The sequence below is a fragment of the Achromobacter sp. KK8 genome, assembly GCF_054188005.1.
In genome coordinates, this window is sequence record NZ_CM135178.1 from 2,118,813 (window position 1) to 2,134,869 (window position 16,057).

Genomic DNA, 16,057 nt, shown 5'->3' on the forward strand with positions numbered 1-16,057 from the left:
GGCCGCCCGTTCACAGGCCTTCTTATTGGCCCTTGATGCCGAGCTTGGTGATCAGCGGTTCCCAGCGCTTGAGCTCATCGTCCATGTAGGCGCGGAACTCGGCCGGCGTGCCGCCGACCGGGTCCATGAACTGTGCCTGTAGGCGCTTGACCACCTCGGGGTCGCGGATCGCCTGGATCAAGGCGTCCGACAGCTTCTTCTGGATGTCGGCAGGCACCTTGGACGAGATCACGAAACCGATCCAGGCCGAGCCCTCGATGCCGGGCACGCCGACTTCAGCCAGCGTGGGGATCTCGGGCAGCAGCGTGGAGCGCCTGGACGAGGTCACGGCCAGCGCCTTCAGCCGGCCGTCCTTGACCATGCTCATGACGGCGATCGGCGGCAGCGCGGCGAACTGCGTGTCGCCCGACAGCAGCGAGGTCAGCGCGGCCGGCGACGACGGATACGGCACGTGCGTGGCGCGCGCGCCGATCCGCTGCAGCAGCAGTTCCACCGCCAGGTGCGAAACGGTGCCGGCGCCGGGCGAGGGGAAGTTGTACTTGTCGGGGTTCTTCTTGAGGGCTTCCAGCAACTGGCCGACGTTGTCGATGCCGGAGTTGGCCGGCACCACCAGCACGTTCGGCTGGTGCACCGCCAGCGTCAGCGGCGACAGGTCGGTGGCGGGGGCGTAGGGCAGCTTGTCGAACAGCAGCGTGTTGTTCACCAGCGGGCCGGTGATCGAGACGCCGAAGGTGTAGCCGTCGGGCTTGGCGTTGGCGATGGCGAAGGTGCCGATGTTGCCGCTGGCGCCCGGCTTGTTCTCCACCACCACGGTCTGGCCGAGGATGGCGCCGGCCTTCTCGCCGACGATGCGCGCCACCTGGTCGGGGCTGGATCCCGGACCGAACGGCACCAGCGCCTTGAGCGGCTGCGACGGCCAGGCGTCGGCGGCCTGCGCCGGGCCCAACGGCGCCAGCGCGATCAGCCCCAGCGCCAGCGCGCGCGCCGCGACGGTGCGCGCCCGCGCCAGGGTTGAGGACTTATGCATGCTTGTCTCCCGCGATCTTCATATTGTTGAAATAGGTCTGTTCGTTGGCGATGAAGGCCGCCACCATGGCGCGGTAGGCCGCGTCCACCACCTGGTCCAGGTTCTCGAAGCCCTGGTTGTGGCGCTCGGCCAGGCGCCGCACTTTTTCGAACACCTCGGCCTGGCGCGCCGGCGCGCTGACCTGGAAGGCGTCGCGCTTGAAGCGCGCGGCATCCTTCACGTACATGGCGCGTTCGGCCATCAGGCGCACGATCTGGTCGTCCAGGCGGTCGATGTTGGCGCGCACCTCGGCCAGGTTGGCGCACAGCGGGCGGTAGGCCGGATCGGTGTATTCGCGCAGCGGCGCGCCCTGGGTGTCGGGCTCCTGGCCCGGGGATGCTTGCGAGGTCACTTGATGTAGTCCGGTTGGTTGCCGGGCGCGGCCTGCTGGAAGGCCGGCTGCGCAAGGCAGTGGTCGTACACGCCGAGCAGGCGCGGATAGGCCGACAGGTCGCAGCCCATGCGCTGGGCATTTGCCACCTGCGGCACCACGCAGCAGTCCGCCAGCGTCGGCGCGTCGCCGAAGCAATAGGCGCCGCCGCCATGGCGCGCCAGCAGCGCCTCGACCGCGGTCAGGCCTTCGCGGATCCAGTGGTGGTACCAGGCGTTCTTCTGCGCCTCGGTGGCGCCCAGTTCTTCCTGCAGGTAGCGCAGGATGCGCATGTTGTTGACCGGGTGGATGTCGCAGGCGATGGCGTTGGCCAGTTCCAGCACCCGCGCGCGTTCGCGCGGCGCGGCCGGGATCAGGCGCGGCTCGGGGTGCGTAGCGTCCAGGTAGTCGATGATGGCGAGCGATTGCGACAGCTGGAAATCGCCTTCCGTGAGCAGCGGCACGCCGGCCGACGGGTTCCGCGCCACGTAGTCGGCGGCGCGCTGCTCCTGTTTGCGCAGGTTCACCGGCACGATGTCGACCGGCAGGCCCTTGAGCGCCAGCGCGATGCGCACGCGATACGAGGTGGAGCTGTTGAAGAAGCTGTGCAGTTGCATGGGCGGGCTTCCTCAGGCGATCCGCACGCTCAGCGTGCCCAGGCCGTCGACGCCGCCGACCATCGTGTCGCCGCGCACCACCGGGCCCACGCCTTCGGGCGTGCCGGTATAGATCAGATCGCCGGCTTCCAGGCGGAAGTACCGGGACAGGTAGGCGATGGTCTCGGCCACCGACCAGATCAGCTTGCCGATGTCGCTGCGCTGCTTGTCGGCGCCGTTGACCTGCAGCCAGATGCCGGCGCGGTGGATGTCGCCGGCCTGCGCGGCGGGCACCAGCGGGCCGATCGGCGCGCTCTGGTCGAAGGCCTTGCCCAGTTCCCACGGGCGGCCGGCTTCGCGCATCTTCATCTGCAGGTCGCGGCGCGTCATGTCCAGGCCGACGGCGTAGCCCCACACGTGTTCCAGCGCGGCGTCGACCGCGATGTTGGCGCCGCCCTTGCCGATGGCCGCCACCAGTTCGATTTCATAGTGGAAGTTGGCGGTCTCGGACGGATAGGGCAGCGTCAGCGTGGCGTCCGGCGCCACCGGCACCACGGCGTCGGCCGGCTTGCAGAAGAAGAAGGGCGGTTCGCGGTCGGGATCGAAGCCCATCTCGCGGGCGTGGGCGGCGTAGTTGCGGCCGACGCAATAGACGCGGCGCACGGGGAAGCGATCCGGGCTGCCGGCGACGGGCACGGCGACGGGGTCGGCGGGAGCAAACACGTAAGACATGAATCAACCTTTGAAGGCGGAACGGAAAGGGGGAGGGCGGGCGCCGCGGCCCGCCCGCTTCAGGCGGTGCGTTCTTCGCGCCACAGGCCCAGCGCGTCCTGCACCGGGCGGTCGGAATAGCTGAACAGAGTGGCGTCTTCCAGCGCCGCCAGCTGCACCGGCTGCCACGACGGCGCCACGAACACGTCGCGCGGGCCGAAATGGAATTCGGCGTCGCCGACGCGGGCGATGCCGCGGCCTTCCACCACGCTGTAGACGGTGGAATCGGTGCTGCGATAGACCTTGCCCTGGAAGCCGGCCGGCAGCAGCTGCATGAAGGTGGCCATGGTGGGCATGGGGTAGCCGCCCGTGGCCGGGTTCAGGTAGCGCAGCTTGACGCCGTCCCAGGGGTCCAGCTCGCCATGGCGGTAGAGCGCGTCCAGCGCCTCGCGGCTGCGCTCGTAGGGATAGTTGAAGATCGGCGAGGTGCCGCTGGTGGCGCGGTGGCGCACCGGCGCCATGTTGTGGCCGTAGCGCGCCATGCTGTCGCCTTCGGGACGCGTGACCGGCTGGGTGGCGGACGGATAGTTCTCGGCGAAGCCGGCGTCCAGGAAGCGCAGCAGCGGGATGTCCAGGCCATCCAGCCAGACCACCGGTTCGCCGCCGTCGACGGTCTCGGCGTTGCCGTGGTCGTGCCAGGTCCAGGACGGCGTGATGATGAAGTCGCCCGGATGCATGGTGGTGCGCTCGCCGTTGACGGCGGTGTAGGCGCCGCGGCCTTCGACGATGAAACGCAGGGCCGACTGGGTGTGGCGGTGGCTGGGCGCGATCTCGCCCGGCAGGATCAGTTGCAGGCCGGCGTACAGGCTCTGCGTGATGCTGGCCTGGCCGGGCAGGCCCGGGTTCTCCAGGATCAGCACGCGCCGCACGGCTTCCTCGGCGGTGATGAGCGAGCCCGAGGCCAGCACGTCGTCGCGCACCTCGTCGTATTTCCAGATCGCTGGCACGCAGCGCGGCGCGGGCTGGCGCGGCACCAGGTTGTGCAGCGACTCCCACAGCGGGGCCATGTGCTTCTGGGCGATGCGCGCGTAATAGGCGGCGCGATCCGCGCCGGGGGGATGACCGTCGGGCATGTCTGTCTCCTGGGGCCAGCGTCGGGGCCGGCTTCTGTGGGCCCGACGCGGCGGGCGCGGCGGGGCCTGATATGGAGACGATTATGCGTAACGAGCTATGTGTTTTGAAATGAAATTATCTTATTATCCATACCAATAACTATATGGATAAGAGACCAAAGGGGACTCCATGGACTGGACTCACCGGTTGCGCCTGCGCAACCTGAAAATGCTGCTCAGCCTGGCCCAGACCCGCAACATCAGCCACTCGGCCGCGATGCTCAACACGACCCAGCCGGGGTTGTCGAAATGGCTGAAGGATCTGGAGGACGACATCGGCCTGCCGCTGTTCGAGCGCCATGCGCGCGGCCTGCGGCCCACGCCGCATGGCGACGTGCTGATCGCGCACGCGCAGCGGGTCGAGGCGCAACTGGACCGCGCCAGCGCCGACATGGCCGCGCTGCGCGAGGGCGGCGGCGGACGGGTGGTGATCGGCGCCTCGGGCGCGTCCGCGTCGGACACGGTGCCGCTGGCGGTGATGAAGCTGCTCGAACGCATGCCGCAGGCCCGCGTGAAGCTGGTGGAGGGCACCACCGACCGCCTGCTGGCGCAACTGGCGCAGGGCGACCTGGACATCGTGGTGGGCCGCTCGGCGCCCGAGCATCATGATCCGGCCATCCGCTTCGAGGCCCTGTACCTGGAGCCGATCCACCTGGTGGCGCGGCCGCGCCATCCCCTGTTCGCGCTGGAGCAGCCTGGCTGGCCCGAACTGCTGTCGTACCGCTGGATCCTGTGGCCCAAGGGCACGCCGATCCGCAACGCGGTCGACGCCGCGCTGGCGGCGGCCGGCCAGGCGCCGCCGGCCGATCACGTCGAATCCAATTCGGTCACCATCAACCTCACCCTGATCAACAACAGCGACATGATCGGCGTGGCCTCGCATCGCGCCGCGCTGCGCTTCACGCAGATGAAGGCGATGCGCATCATCCCGGTGCGCCTGTCGGGCTTCGGCTCGGTGGCCATGTACTGGCGCGAGGACGCATTCAGGCCGACCGCCGTGCAGGAGGCGATGGCCGCGCTGCGCAACACGGTGGCGGAACACGCGCCGGGCGTGACGAGGCTGTAATGGCGCCATCCGGGCCCGGACTGAATGCGCTGATCGCGCAATGCCGCCGGCTGGAGGCGGCGCTGCGGGACGAGGCGGGCGCGCCGGACACGTCAGCGGCCATGCACCGCTTCGTCGCCGAGATGGATGCGCGCGCCGCGCCGCCGGGGCTGTGGTCGCCGCTGGCGCTGGCCGTATTGACGATGGTCGGCGGCATCGGTGTCGGCATCGGCCTGTTGAGCCTGCTGCTGCGGCCGGCCGGGCCGGCCCTGGCCGCCTTCGCGCTGGTGCTGGCCTGCGCCGTCACGGCCTTGGCGCTGGCGATCGGCGTGGTGGCGTTCATGGGCGGCTACAGCCTGGGGCTGGTGCTGCTCAAGCGCACCGCGCTGGCGTTGGCCACTGCCGGCGCGCTGGGCCTGATCGCCTGGTCGCAGGGCGACATGCGCGCGGTCGGCCCGGTGGTCGCGCTGCTGGGCGGCGCCGGCGCGTGGCTGCTGATGAACAGCAATGCGTTCTATCTGTTCGCCGGCTATCGCATGGCGTTGCGGGTGATGCAGGCGCAGGCGCGGCGGCCGTGAGCCGCCGTTGGCGCGGGCGAGGCGAGGACCGCCCGGCCGGCCATCACTTGGCCGTGTTGGACCAGCCCTTGGACAGTTCCACCGCCTGGCGCCAGCGCCGCATGCGGGCCTCGCGCACCGAGTCCGGCCAGGCCGGTTCGAAGGTGCGCTCGGCCTGCCACTTGGAGGCGAACTCGTCCTGCCCCGACCAGAAGCCGACCGCCAGGCCGGCCAGCCCGGCCGCGCCCAGCGCGGTCGATTCCGGCACCCGCGGGCGCACCACCGGCACGCCCAGCAGGTCGGCCTGCATCTGCATCAGCAGGTCGTTGCGGGCGGCGCCGCCGTCCACGCGAAGCTCGGTCAGCGCGATGCCGCTGTCGCCGTTCATGCAGGTCAGCAGTTCGGCGCTCTGCAGCGCGATGGATTCGAGCGTGGCGCGGGCGATGTGGGCGCGGGTGGTGCCGCGCGTCAGGCCGACCAATGTGCCGCGGGCGTAGGGGTCCCAGTGCGGCGCGCCCAGGCCGGCGAAGGCCGGCACCATGAAGACGTCGTCGGTGTCGGCCACGCTGGCGGCCAGCGATTCGATTTCCTCGGAGCGCTGGATGATGCCCAGGCCGTCGCGCAGCCATTGCACCGCGGCGCCGGCGACAAACACGCCGCCTTCCAGCATGTAGGCCGCACGCCAACCGTCCTGGCCCGCGGTGGGCATGCCCCAGCCGACGGTGGACAGCAGGTGGTTGCGCGACTGCACCGGTTTGTCGCCCACGTTCATCAGCATGAAGCAGCCGGTGCCGTAGGTGTTCTTGGCCATGCCGGGCGCAAAGCAGGCCTGGCCGAAGGTGGCGGCCTGCTGGTCGCCGGCCACGCCGGCGATGGGAATGGAGCCGCCCAGCCATTCGGGCAGGGCTTCGCCCACCACCGCGCTGCTGGGCGCGATGGATGGCAGCACGCTACGCGGGATGTTGAGCAGCGCCAGGATTTCGTCGTTCCAGTCCTGCGTATGCAGGTCGAACAGCATGGTGCGCGAGGCGTTGCTGGGGTCGGTGCTGTGCACCGCGCCGCCGGTCAACTGCCAGATCAGCCAGGTGTCGACGGTGCCGAAGGCCAGTTCGCCGCGCTCGGCCTTCTGGCGCGCGCCGGGCACGTGATCCAGCAGCCAGGCCAGCTTGGTGCCCGAGAAATAGGCGTCCAGCACCAGCCCGGTGCGCGATTGCAGGAAGTCGGCGTGGCCGTCCTGGCGCAGCTGGTCGCACATGGGCGCGGTGCGGCGGTCCTGCCAGACGATGGCGCGGGCCAGCGGGCGGCCGCTGGCGCGCTCCCAGATCAGGGTGGTTTCGCGCTGGTTGGTGATGCCGATGGCGGCTACGTCGGCGGCGCTGGCGGCGGCGTTGCGCAAGGCCTCGCGCGCCACGTCCAGCTGGCTGTGCCAGATTTCGCCGGGGTCGTGCTCGACCCAGCCCGGCCGCGGGTAGTGCTGGCGGAATTCACGTTGGCCGATGCCGCGCACCACGCCGTCGCGATCGAACACGATGGCGCGGGAGCTGGTCGTGCCCTGGTCCAGGGCCAGGATAAATTCATTCGTCGTCACTGTTCTTGGCGCCGTTCAGGTGTGCCCCGGCCAGCGGGTCGAGGCGTCTAAAGGAGAAGACCGAAGCCGCGCACATCAGGCCGATGACGATGAAGCCGGCGATCACGTCGCCGACCGCCAGCGTTTCGGCCCCGCGCAGGGTCATGCTGATGTTCAGGGTCACCGCGGCCACGCCCACGCCCAGGCTGATGCCCAGTTGCTGCGCCATGGCGGCGAAGCTGCTGGCGCGGCTCATCCTGGCCGGGGGTATGTCGGCATAGGTTAGCGTATTTACGCCGGTGAACTGCAGCGAGCGGAAGAAGCCGCCGATCAGCAGGATGGCGATCATCAGCCAGACCGGGGTGGACGGCGTGAACGTGGCGCAGACCACGATGAAGGCGCCGGTCAGCACCGCGTTCACCGTCAGCACGCGGCGAAAGCCGAAATGCCTGACGATGGGCGTGGCGACGAATTTCATCAGCAGCGCGCCGGCGGCGCTGGCGAAGGTGATCAGGCCGGCCGAGAACGGCGACAGGCCGAAGCCCACCTGCAGCAGCATGGCCAGCAGGAAGGGCGTGGCGCCGACCGCGAAGCGGCACAGGTTGCCGCCCAGCGTCGAGATGGCGAAGGTCGGGATGCGCATCAGCGCCAGGTCGATGATGGGATGCTCGGTGCGGCGCGCGTGCCAGCCATAGAGCAGGCCGCAGGCGATGCCGACCGCGATCAGGCCCAGCAGCAGCGGCAGCGGCATCACGTCGCGGCCGATGGCCTCGAAGCCGCTGACCAGGGTCGCCAGGCACACGGCGCTGAGCAGGAAGCCGAGCCAGTCCAGTCGCGGCGCCGATTCTTCCTTGATCTCGGCCACGTAGCGCAGCACCAGCGCGATGCCGAGCACGCCGATGGGGATGTTGATCAGGAAGATCCAGTGCCACGACATGTAGGTGACCATGAAACCGCCCAGCGGCGGCCCGATCACCGGCCCCAGCAGTGCCGGGATCGACAGGAACGACATGGCTTTGAGCAGGTCCTGCTTGGGCACGGTGCGCAGCAGGATGATGCGGCCCACCGGCACCATCATGGCCCCGGCCATGCCCTGCACCACGCGGGAGATGACCAGTTGCGGCAGGTCCTGCGACAGGGCGCAGGCCACGGAACTGAGTGTGAACAGGCCGATGGCGGCGATGAAGACGCGGCGCGCGCCGTAGCGGTCGGCGGCCCAGCCGCTGACGGGCACGAACACGGCCACCGACAGCAGGTAGGAGGTGATGGCCACGTTCAGCCGCACCGGGGTCGATCCCAGGGCCCGGGCCATGGCCGGCAGGGCGGTCGCCACCACGGTCGCGTCCAGCATCTGCATGAACAGCGCGCAGCCGACGATGAAGGGAATCATGCGCGCCGCGCGTGCCGCGTCCGGGGTCGAGGGAGGAGCGGGATTGGCTGCGGCTGCTGATTCTGCGGACATGGCGGAGGAGGGCGGAGGGACCTGGAAGATTGTAACGCCGGGTCTCGGCCCCGGGTGCAGTAAACTGGCGGCATCCGAAACCCACTGAAATTGGTGCCATGGCGACCAACTACGAATCCGAGATCACCAAGTTCCTGAAAGACTACAAGCAGTCGCATCCTGGCACCGAAGAGCGCCAGCGTGAAGGCCGCGCCCGTCTCTGGGACAAGCCGCAGGACGCGGAACTGCTGGAAGGCTTCCGCGCGGCCCGCGTGCCGCAAAAGCCGTACGTGTATCAGGCCGACTGATACCGTTGCGGCAGCCATGGCCCACAACCCCTCCGTCCCGGGCGACGCCCTGGCCGCGCTAGTGGAACCGCCCGTCGACAGCACGCCCGATACCGTTGACAGCGTCGCCTTCGCGCGCCTGTACGGCGAGCCGCTGTTCCAGATGCCGACGGACCTGTACATCCCGCCGGACGCGCTCGAGGTGTTCCTGGAGGCCTTCGAGGGGCCGCTGGACCTGCTGCTGTACCTGATCCGCAAGCAGAACTTCAACGTGCTGGACATCCCCATGGCGGATGTCACCCGGCAGTACCTGTCGTACGTGGAGCAGATCCGCATCCACAACCTGGAACTGGCCGCCGAATACCTGCTGATGGCGGCCATGCTGATCGAGATCAAGTCGCGCATGCTGCTGCCGGTCAAGAAGACCGACACCGGCGAAGAGCCCGAGGATCCGCGCGCCGAACTGGTGCGCCGCCTGCTCGAGTACGAACAGATGAAGCTGGCCGCGCAGAAGCTCGACGCCATGCCGCAGCTGGGCCGCGACTTCGTCAGCAGCCACGCGGTCGCCGACCTGAGCGTCGAGCGCATGCTGCCCGACGTCAGCGTGGACGACCTGCGCGCCGCGTGGGCCGACATCATGAAGCGGGCCAAGCTCAACCAGCACCATCACATCACCCGCGAACAGCTGTCGGTGCGCGATCACATGACGCATATCCTGCGGCGCCTGAACGACGTGCGCTTCATGGAGTTCGGCGACCTGTTCATGGAACGGGTGCGCGAAGGCGCGCCGGCCGCGGTGGTGGTGGTGCACTTCATCGCCATGCTGGAACTGGCGCGCGAGTCGCTGCTGGAAATCACCCAGGCCGAGCCCTACGCGCCCATCTACGTGCGCCTGGCCTACACCAGCGTCGCGGCGGTCGCGGCCTGATCCGATTCCCCCCGGGCTGTGCGCCCAACCCCGGAGATTCCCCTTGAAAGTCGTCCACACCATCCAGGAACTGCGCGATCACCTGCGCGGCCAGAACCGCGTCTCGTTCGTGCCCACCATGGGCAACCTGCACGAAGGCCACCTGGCGCTGATGAAGCTGGCGCGCCAGCACGGCGATCCGGTGGTCGCCAGCATCTTCGTGAACCGCCTGCAGTTCGGGCCGAACGAGGATTTCGACCAATACCCGCGCACCCTGGCCGCCGACATCGAGAAGCTCGAGCGCGAGCGCGACGTCTACGTGCTGTTCGCGCCCAACGAACGCGAGATGTACCCCGAGCCGCAGAATTACCGCGTGCAGCCGCCGGACGACCTGGGTGACATCCTCGAAGGCGAGTTCCGCCCCGGCTTCTTCGCCGGCGTCAGCACCGTGGTGCTCAAGCTGTTCTCCTGTGTCCAGCCCAAGGTGGCGGTGTTCGGCAAGAAGGACTACCAGCAGTTGATGGTGGTGCGCAACATGTGCCGCCAGTTCCAGCTGCCGGTGGAAGTGCTGGCGCACGAGACTGTGCGCGCCGACGACGGCCTGGCGCTGTCCTCGCGCAACCGCTACCTGAGCGACGCCGAGCGCGCCGAGGCCCCGGCTCTCTATGCCGCGCTGCGGAACGTGGGCCAGCGCCTGGCGGCCGGCGAGCGCGACGCCATCGCGCTGGAGCGCGATGCCGCCCGGCACCTGGCCGATCGGGGCTGGAAGGTGGATTACATCGCCCTGCGCCGCCAGCGCGACCTCAAGCGCCCGGAAGCCGCCGACCTGCAGGCCGGCGAGCCGGTGGTGGTGCTGGCCGCCGCCAAGCTGGGCGCGACGCGCCTGATCGACAACCTGGAGCTGTCCTACACGGCCTGAGGCCGCGCCGGGCTGGCTGCGCCGGGCCGCGCCCGGCCCCCTGGCAAAATTGCCAGCTTACGCCGCCCGCCTCGGCACGGCAGACTCTCTGCAAGTCTTCATTGCAGAACATAGAGTCCCATGCCCGTCCCCCATCCCGATCTCCCTGTCATCCTGGCCACCCTGACGCCGCGCGAGCGCGAGATCGTCGCCTACGTCGCGGCGGGGGAGCCCAACAAGGTCATCGCGATCGACCTGGCCATTTCATTGCGCACCGTCGAAGCGCATCGCGCCCGCATCTTCGCCAAGCTGGGGGTGCGCAACGCCATGCAGCTGGCGTGCCGCCTGTGCGCCTACGCGCGGCAGGGCCTGTCCCCGGTGGCGGGCTGCGGCGCGCCGGGCGAGGGGCAGGCGCCGGCCGGGCCGGCGGCGTCGGCGGAGCCGGCGCGAACCGGCGCGGGCTACGCGGTGGCGGCCACGCCGATCGATGTGATCATCTCCGATTGCTCGGCGAATCTCATAAACAAAGGGTTTTGGAGTAAGTAGGCGCTTACATTCGACTGGAGCATGCGCGCGGCGTTCCTGCCAACCGAAAAGCACAGGGCCCGGGGGACGGAGTGTCCGGCGGGCCCTGTGGTGGCAGGTCTTCGATTCAGGCCGGGCGGATCCGCCCGGCCGGGTTCAGGGGCACTGGGGCGCCTTGGCCTTGGCCAGCTCGTCGATGGGATCGAGGTCCGGCTGGCGGGTCAGGTTGTAGTTCAGGTTCGGCGTCTGGCCGGCGACGGAGCGCACGCGCAGCACGTTATTGGCGGCGACGACGAATTCGACCCGCACGTTGCCCTGGCCGTCGAGCAGGATGACGCGGGGCGGGCGTTCGTCGGTGGCGTCCCAGCAACCTTGCTCGACCACCGGCGCGGCCTTCTTGGGGTCGTTTTCCAGGTAGGCCGTGCGACCGCGCCAGCGGCCATTGGGTGCCAGCGTCAGCGTGACGCGCTGCGCCGTGCACTGCATGGCGGGGGAGAAACACGGCAGGGTGCCCATGTAGGTCTGCGGTTGCGGCACCAGGCTGTTGGCCGCGGCGCTCTGGGCAGAGGCCGGCGCCACGGGGGCCGGCGCCGCGCCGGAGGAACCCGAGCCGCTGTCGGCGCCTTCCGGCACGGCCTGGCCGTCTTCGGTGGTGGCGGCGCCCTGGGCCGCGGCGGCCGCCTGGCTCGGCGTCTTTTTCTGGTCGGGCTTGAGCGCGATCTGCACCTGCGACGGCGCCCGCAGCACCGTGCGGTAGCCGGCGCCGGACCCCTGGTACTGGGCGTCCGTGACCGTGCTTTCGACGGGAGGATCGTAATAGCCTTCGGTGCGCTGCTGGGCACACCCCGCGGCCCCCAGCGCCGTGCCCGCTAGCAGCAGCCCCATGATGCTGAGTTTGCGGGGGCGGGTAAGGATTTCGACGCGCGCGGCCATGGCAGCTGATCCGTAAGTTGAGTCTGTCTCCGATTTTACGCACTTATGCGAAGATTCGATACGATCCCCCCTCACCCAGAAAGGCGTTGCCGGCACTTTATGCACAAATTACGACACGGCCCCTGGCCTCATGCCCGCCGCCCCGGCGTCGAGGCCGGACAACGGCCGCCGAGGGACCGCCGATGACGACCTTGTGGCACGTCTTTCCCGTGCCGCTGGCGCCGTTCGTCGCGCTGGCCGCGCTGGCCGGCCTGTTCGCGGGTGGCTGGCTGACGCGCCTGACCCATCGTCTGCCGCGCATGATGGAGCACGAGTGGCAGGCGCAATGCCAGGAGGCGGCCGGCAAGCCGCGGTCCGCCGCCGCTTACGGCCTGCTGGCGCCCGCGGCCCACTGCCCCGCCTGCCAGGCGCCGGTCACCGGTTGGCGGCGCCTGCCGCTGCTGGGCTGGCTGGCGCTGCGGGGCCATTGCGCCGCCTGCCACGCGCCGATCGGCTGGCGCTATCCGGCCATCGAGTCGATGACCTGCATCCTGTTCGCCGCCTGCGCCTGGCGCTTCGGCGCCACGCCGATCGCGCTGTGCGCCATGGGCTTGTCGGCGGCGCTGGTGGCGCTGGCCTGGATAGACCTGGAGACGACCCTGCTGCCCGACGCGATCACCCTGCCGCTGGCCTGGGCCGGGCTGCTGGTGAATCTGTTCGACGCGTTCACGCCGTTGTCGATGGCGGTGGTGGGCGCGGTGGCTGGCTACGTGTTCCTGTGGGTTATCTTTCATGCATTCCGCCTGCTGACCGGACGCGAGGGCATGGGCTTTGGCGATTTCAAGCTGCTGGCGGCGCTGGGCGCGTGGTTCGGCGTCGGCGCCTTGCCGATGCTGCTGCTCGCCGCGTCGGTGGCGGGGGTGGTGGTCGGCGGCGCATTGACGCTCACTGGCCGCGCCAGCCGGGGACAGGCGCTGCCGTTCGGCCCCTATCTGGCGCTGGCGGGCGTGGCCGTGCTGCTGCTGGGCGGGGAGCAGGGCCTGGGATGGTTGCTGCACTGAGCGCGCGAAGCGCCGCCCGGCAGGAGGCGATGCGCGGAACCGGCCGAGGCAGGGCCGCGGAGGGATGAAGACTATGTTCAAGATTGGTTTGACCGGCGGCATCGGCTCCGGCAAGTCGCGCGTGGCCGACATGCTGGGCGAATGGGGCGCGGCGGTCGTCGACACCGACGAGATTGCGCGCGCGCTGACGGCGGCCGGCGGCGCCGCGATGCCGGCCATCGAGCGCGAGTTCGGGCCCGGCGCCCTGACGCCTGCCGGCGCGCTCGACCGCGACTGGATGCGTGAACGCGCCTTTGCCGATCCACGGGTGCGCCAGCGCCTCGAAGCCGTGCTGCACCCGGTCATCGGCCAGGAAACCGAGCGCCAGGCCGAGGCCGCTCACGGGCATTACCTGGTATTCGTGGTGCCGCTGCTGGTGGAGTCGATCGCGCGTTGGCGCGACCGGGTCGACCGCATCTGCGTGGTCGACTGCGATCCGGAAACGCAGGTGGCGCGCGTGCGTTCGCGCAGCGGGCTGACGGACTCAGCCATCCGGCGTATCATGGCGGCACAGGCTGCGCGGGCGAGTCGGCTCGAAGTCGCGGACGACGTCATCGACAATGGCGGCGCGACATCACCCGAACAATTGCGCGCGCAGGCGAAGACCCTGCATGACCGCTGGCTGGCGCTGGCGGCCACGACGGGCCGGCAAGCCCCGGGCTTGGCCGGCACCCCTGAATAATCTCGGCCCGCGGGCCGACCTCCGATGGGCCTGTTTACCAGCGTGATCGTTTTCGAATATCCCTTCAATGAGCGCATTCGCGCTTACCTGCGGCTTGAATACCTGTTCGACAGGTTGTTCTTCTTTGCCCGCGAGGGGGATTCACGGCAGCACCAGGTCGCGGTCAGTTCGCTGTTCGATCTGCTCGACGTGTGCGAACGCACCGACGTGAAAGGCGCGGTGCTGCAGGATCTCGAACGCCAGCGCGTGGCGCTGGTGGGGTTGCGCGATCATCCCGGGGTGGCGCAGGACGCGCTCGAAGGCATGCTGCGCGAACTCGAGAAAGTGGTGGCGGCCCTGGCGGCGCCCGGCAAGACCGGCCAGTCGCTGCGCGAGAACGAATGGCTCACCAGCCTGCGGGGCCGCCTGTCGGTGCCGGGCGGCGCCACCCAGGTCGACATGCCGTCGTACTACGCCTGGCAGCACAAGCCGGAGGCCGCGCGCTGCGCCGACCTGCAGGCCTGGCTGGCGCCCTTCATTGCCCTGCACGACGGCCTGACCCTGGCCCTGCGCCTGTTGCGCGAATCCGGCCGCAAGGCCGACATCGTGGCCGAGCAGGGCGCTTACCAGCAGATGCTGGGCGGCAAGCAATACCAGCTGCTGCGCGTCTGGATCGACCCCGACCAGGGCGTGTTCCCCGAGATCAGCGCCAACAAGTACATGATCTGGATCCGCTTTTCGACCCAGGACGGCGAGTTCAAGCCCCAGCAGGTGGCCCGCAGCATCCCGTTCCAGATGACCCTCTGCAACTCCTGACCCTGGCGCAATGCCAGGGGGGCGATACCGCCCCGATTCCTGTTGCGGCCTATTTCAGCGGCAACGGTCAATGACGGAAATGTCGGCCGTCTAGGTCACAATACGGCTTTCTCCGTCAGTGCCGGAACCGTTTCCCATGTCCGATAGCCGCCCCGTTTCGTCGCCTTCCCGCTGGACCCGCCGCAGAATCATCGGGCTGGCGGTGCTTTTGCTGGTGGCGGCCGGCATCGCCTGGTGGGCGCTGCGGCCCGCGACCGCGCCAGGCAACGCCGGCGGCGGACGGCCGGGCGCGGGCGGGCGGCCCAACATGGCCGCGGCGATGGCCAATATGGCGGTGCCGGTGCGGGTGGCCAGCGCCGTCACGCAGGACATCGACATCTATCTCAAGTCGCTCGGCACCGTCACCGCCTACAACACCGTCACGGTGCGCAGCCGCGTCAGCGGCGAACTGGTGGACGTGCCGTTCCAGGAAGGGCAGCGGGTCAAGGCCGGCGACCTGCTTGCCCAGGTCGACCCGCGCGCCTTCCAGGTGGCGCTGGACCAGGCCCGCGGCACCCAGATGCAGAACCTGGCGCTGCTGGAAAACGCGCGCCGCGACCTGCAACGCTACCAGGCCCTGTTCAAGCAGGACTCGATCGCCAAGCAGCAGGTCGACACCCAGGCCGCGCTGGTGCGGCAATACGAAGGCACCATCAAGAGCGACCAGGCCAATGTCGACAATGCCCGCCTGCAGCTGGACTACGCCCGCATCACCGCGCCGATCAGCGGCCGCCTCGGCCTGCGCCAGGTCGACCGCGGCAACCTGGTGTCCAGTTCGGACACCAACGGCCTGGTGGTGATCACGCAGACCCAGCCGATCTCGGTGGTGTTCACGCTGCCCGAGACGCAATTGCCGGAAGTGCGCGCCGAACTGGCAGAGGGCCGCACGCTGGCGGTGGAAGCCTATGACCGCGCCGACACCCGCCGCATCGCATCCGGCATGCTGGAGACGCTGGACAACCAGATCGATGTCACCACCGGCACCCTCAAGCTCAAGGCCAGGTTCGACAACCAGGACGACGCCCTGTTTCCCAACCAGTTCGTCAACGTGCGCCTGCACGTGCTGACGCGCAAGGGCGTGACCGCGATCCCGACGGCGGCGGTGCAGCAGGGTTCGGCCGGGGCCTTCGTGTTCCAGGTGCAGCCGGACAACACGGTGCAGGTCAGGCAGGTCAAGCTGGGCGCCATCAACAATGGCATGGTGGCCGTCAACGAAGGCCTGCAGCCGGGCGACCGCGTCGTCACCGAGGGTACCGACCGCCTGCGCGCCGGCGCCAAGGTCGAGGTGGTGGGCGGCGACGAGGTGATCCCCGCCGCCAAGGACAAGTCGCTGGGCGGGGGCGCGCCGGCGGGCACCACGCCCGCCACGCGCTGATCGAGGGGCCGC

At 69.4% G+C, this 16,057-nt stretch carries 18 protein-coding genes; 10 read left to right on the top strand and 8 right to left on the bottom strand.

Going from position 1 to position 16,057, the window contains the following annotated elements:
* Positions 1 to 22: 22 nt before the first annotated feature.
* Genes ACVN9Z_RS09825 through gtdA form a run of 5 tightly spaced genes read right to left on the bottom strand, consistent with a single transcriptional unit; the run spans position 23 to position 3,876 of the window.
* Positions 23 to 1,027, bottom strand: a complete 1,005-nt coding sequence (locus ACVN9Z_RS09825) for a Bug family tripartite tricarboxylate transporter substrate binding protein (RefSeq protein ID WP_200220802.1) — start codon at positions 1,025 to 1,027, stop codon at positions 23 to 25.
* Positions 1,020 to 1,418 (bottom strand): chorismate mutase, encoded by a 399-nt coding sequence (locus ACVN9Z_RS09830; RefSeq protein ID WP_020925342.1) that lies wholly within the window; start codon positions 1,416 to 1,418, stop codon positions 1,020 to 1,022. The genes ACVN9Z_RS09825 and ACVN9Z_RS09830 overlap by 8 nt, the downstream gene beginning before the upstream one ends.
* Positions 1,415 to 2,053, bottom strand: a complete 639-nt coding sequence (maiA, locus tag ACVN9Z_RS09835; protein ID WP_006386926.1) for a maleylacetoacetate isomerase — start codon at positions 2,051 to 2,053, stop codon at positions 1,415 to 1,417. The genes ACVN9Z_RS09830 and maiA overlap by 4 nt, the downstream gene beginning before the upstream one ends.
* Positions 2,054 to 2,065: 12 nt before the next feature.
* Positions 2,066 to 2,764, bottom strand: coding sequence for a fumarylacetoacetate hydrolase family protein (locus ACVN9Z_RS09840; RefSeq protein WP_251201316.1), 699 nt, complete (start codon positions 2,762 to 2,764; stop codon positions 2,066 to 2,068).
* Between the two features lie 59 nt (positions 2,765 to 2,823).
* A complete protein-coding gene (gene gtdA, locus ACVN9Z_RS09845; RefSeq protein WP_024067625.1) occupies positions 2,824 to 3,876 on the bottom strand; it encodes a gentisate 1,2-dioxygenase in 1,053 nt (350 codons plus the stop codon).
* A 169-nt stretch (positions 3,877 to 4,045) separates the two neighbouring features.
* On the opposite strand from gtdA, the gene ACVN9Z_RS09850 reads away from it, so the two are divergent.
* Both ACVN9Z_RS09850 and ACVN9Z_RS09855 read left to right on the top strand, forming a co-directional pair.
* Positions 4,046 to 4,981 (top strand): LysR family transcriptional regulator, encoded by a 936-nt coding sequence (locus tag ACVN9Z_RS09850; protein WP_006386930.1) that lies wholly within the window; start codon positions 4,046 to 4,048, stop codon positions 4,979 to 4,981.
* Positions 4,981 to 5,538 carry a hypothetical protein gene (locus ACVN9Z_RS09855; RefSeq protein WP_006386931.1) on the top strand — a complete coding sequence of 186 codons (558 nt, stop codon included), beginning with the start codon at positions 4,981 to 4,983 and terminating at the stop codon, positions 5,536 to 5,538. The genes ACVN9Z_RS09850 and ACVN9Z_RS09855 overlap by 1 nt, the downstream gene beginning before the upstream one ends.
* A 43-nt stretch (positions 5,539 to 5,581) precedes the next feature.
* Here the strand turns inward: ACVN9Z_RS09855 and glpK are convergent, their stop codons facing one another.
* Together glpK and ACVN9Z_RS09865 are read right to left on the bottom strand one after the other, a co-directional pair.
* Complete coding sequence (glpK, locus tag ACVN9Z_RS09860; protein WP_054498460.1) at positions 5,582 to 7,105, bottom strand: glycerol kinase GlpK; 1,524 nt, start codon at positions 7,103 to 7,105, stop codon at positions 5,582 to 5,584.
* Positions 7,092 to 8,546: a DHA2 family efflux MFS transporter permease subunit gene (locus ACVN9Z_RS09865; RefSeq protein WP_006386933.1), complete on the bottom strand. Its 1,455-nt coding sequence runs from the start codon at positions 8,544 to 8,546 to the stop codon at positions 7,092 to 7,094. Before ACVN9Z_RS09865 ends, glpK begins: the two co-directional genes overlap by 14 nt.
* A 98-nt stretch (positions 8,547 to 8,644) precedes the next feature.
* Between ACVN9Z_RS09865 and ACVN9Z_RS09870 the strand changes: the two genes are divergently transcribed.
* The 4 genes from ACVN9Z_RS09870 to ACVN9Z_RS09885 all read left to right on the top strand — a co-directional run bounded on the left by ACVN9Z_RS09870 (position 8,645) and on the right by ACVN9Z_RS09885 (position 11,163).
* On the top strand, positions 8,645 to 8,833 hold the full coding sequence (locus ACVN9Z_RS09870) for a DUF3460 family protein (RefSeq protein ID WP_006386935.1): 189 nt from the start codon (positions 8,645 to 8,647) through the stop codon (positions 8,831 to 8,833).
* A gap of 16 nt (positions 8,834 to 8,849) precedes the next feature.
* Positions 8,850 to 9,740 (top strand): segregation and condensation protein A, encoded by an 891-nt coding sequence (locus tag ACVN9Z_RS09875; protein ID WP_024067627.1) that lies wholly within the window; start codon positions 8,850 to 8,852, stop codon positions 9,738 to 9,740.
* A 43-nt stretch (positions 9,741 to 9,783) separates the two neighbouring features.
* The gene (panC, locus tag ACVN9Z_RS09880; RefSeq protein WP_006386937.1) at positions 9,784 to 10,638 is read left to right on the top strand and encodes a pantoate--beta-alanine ligase; all 855 of its coding nucleotides are present in this window, start codon (positions 9,784 to 9,786) and stop codon (positions 10,636 to 10,638) included.
* 120 nt (positions 10,639 to 10,758) lie between these two features.
* On the top strand, positions 10,759 to 11,163 hold the full coding sequence (locus ACVN9Z_RS09885; RefSeq protein WP_054443778.1) for a response regulator transcription factor: 405 nt from the start codon (positions 10,759 to 10,761) through the stop codon (positions 11,161 to 11,163).
* 135 nt (positions 11,164 to 11,298) lie between these two features.
* Here the strand turns inward: ACVN9Z_RS09885 and ACVN9Z_RS09890 are convergent, their stop codons facing one another.
* The gene (locus ACVN9Z_RS09890; RefSeq protein ID WP_024067629.1) at positions 11,299 to 12,075 is read right to left on the bottom strand and encodes a copper resistance protein NlpE N-terminal domain-containing protein; all 777 of its coding nucleotides are present in this window, start codon (positions 12,073 to 12,075) and stop codon (positions 11,299 to 11,301) included.
* 182 nt (positions 12,076 to 12,257) lie between these two features.
* Between ACVN9Z_RS09890 and ACVN9Z_RS09895 the strand changes: the two genes are divergently transcribed.
* The 4 genes from ACVN9Z_RS09895 (at position 12,258) to ACVN9Z_RS09910 (ending at position 16,045) form a co-directional block, all read left to right on the top strand.
* Entirely contained in the window at positions 12,258 to 13,115 is an 858-nt protein-coding gene (locus tag ACVN9Z_RS09895) for a prepilin peptidase (protein WP_173000727.1), read from the top strand.
* Positions 13,116 to 13,188: 73 nt separating this feature from the next.
* On the top strand, positions 13,189 to 13,836 hold the full coding sequence (coaE, locus tag ACVN9Z_RS09900) for a dephospho-CoA kinase (protein WP_006386940.1): 648 nt from the start codon (positions 13,189 to 13,191) through the stop codon (positions 13,834 to 13,836).
* A 42-nt stretch (positions 13,837 to 13,878) separates the two neighbouring features.
* Entirely contained in the window at positions 13,879 to 14,631 is a 753-nt protein-coding gene (zapD, locus tag ACVN9Z_RS09905; RefSeq protein WP_026383627.1) for a cell division protein ZapD, read from the top strand.
* 136 nt (positions 14,632 to 14,767) lie between these two features.
* On the top strand, positions 14,768 to 16,045 hold the full coding sequence (locus ACVN9Z_RS09910; protein WP_049054122.1) for an MdtA/MuxA family multidrug efflux RND transporter periplasmic adaptor subunit: 1,278 nt from the start codon (positions 14,768 to 14,770) through the stop codon (positions 16,043 to 16,045).
* Positions 16,046 to 16,057: the final 12 nt, after the last annotated feature.

Coding starts and splice junctions, on each gene's coding strand:
- ACVN9Z_RS09825 (WP_200220802.1), bottom strand. CDS start 1,027: ATGCATAAGTCCTCAACCCTGGCGCGGGCGCGCACCGTCGCGGCGCGC.
- maiA (WP_006386926.1), bottom strand. CDS start 2,053: ATGCAACTGCACAGCTTCTTCAACAGCTCCACCTCGTATCGCGTGCGC.
- ACVN9Z_RS09840 (WP_251201316.1), bottom strand. CDS start 2,764: ATGTCTTACGTGTTTGCTCCCGCCGACCCCGTCGCCGTGCCCGTCGCC.
- gtdA (WP_024067625.1), bottom strand. CDS start 3,876: ATGCCCGACGGTCATCCCCCCGGCGCGGATCGCGCCGCCTATTACGCG.
- ACVN9Z_RS09850 (WP_006386930.1), top strand. CDS start 4,046: ATGGACTGGACTCACCGGTTGCGCCTGCGCAACCTGAAAATGCTGCTC.
- ACVN9Z_RS09855 (WP_006386931.1), top strand. CDS start 4,981: ATGGCGCCATCCGGGCCCGGACTGAATGCGCTGATCGCGCAATGCCGC.
- ACVN9Z_RS09865 (WP_006386933.1), bottom strand. CDS start 8,546: ATGTCCGCAGAATCAGCAGCCGCAGCCAATCCCGCTCCTCCCTCGACC.
- ACVN9Z_RS09870 (WP_006386935.1), top strand. CDS start 8,645: ATGGCGACCAACTACGAATCCGAGATCACCAAGTTCCTGAAAGACTAC.
- ACVN9Z_RS09875 (WP_024067627.1), top strand. CDS start 8,850: ATGGCCCACAACCCCTCCGTCCCGGGCGACGCCCTGGCCGCGCTAGTG.
- ACVN9Z_RS09885 (WP_054443778.1), top strand. CDS start 10,759: ATGCCCGTCCCCCATCCCGATCTCCCTGTCATCCTGGCCACCCTGACG.
- ACVN9Z_RS09890 (WP_024067629.1), bottom strand. CDS start 12,075: ATGGCCGCGCGCGTCGAAATCCTTACCCGCCCCCGCAAACTCAGCATC.
- ACVN9Z_RS09895 (WP_173000727.1), top strand. CDS start 12,258: ATGACGACCTTGTGGCACGTCTTTCCCGTGCCGCTGGCGCCGTTCGTC.
- coaE (WP_006386940.1), top strand. CDS start 13,189: ATGTTCAAGATTGGTTTGACCGGCGGCATCGGCTCCGGCAAGTCGCGC.
- ACVN9Z_RS09910 (WP_049054122.1), top strand. CDS start 14,768: ATGTCCGATAGCCGCCCCGTTTCGTCGCCTTCCCGCTGGACCCGCCGC.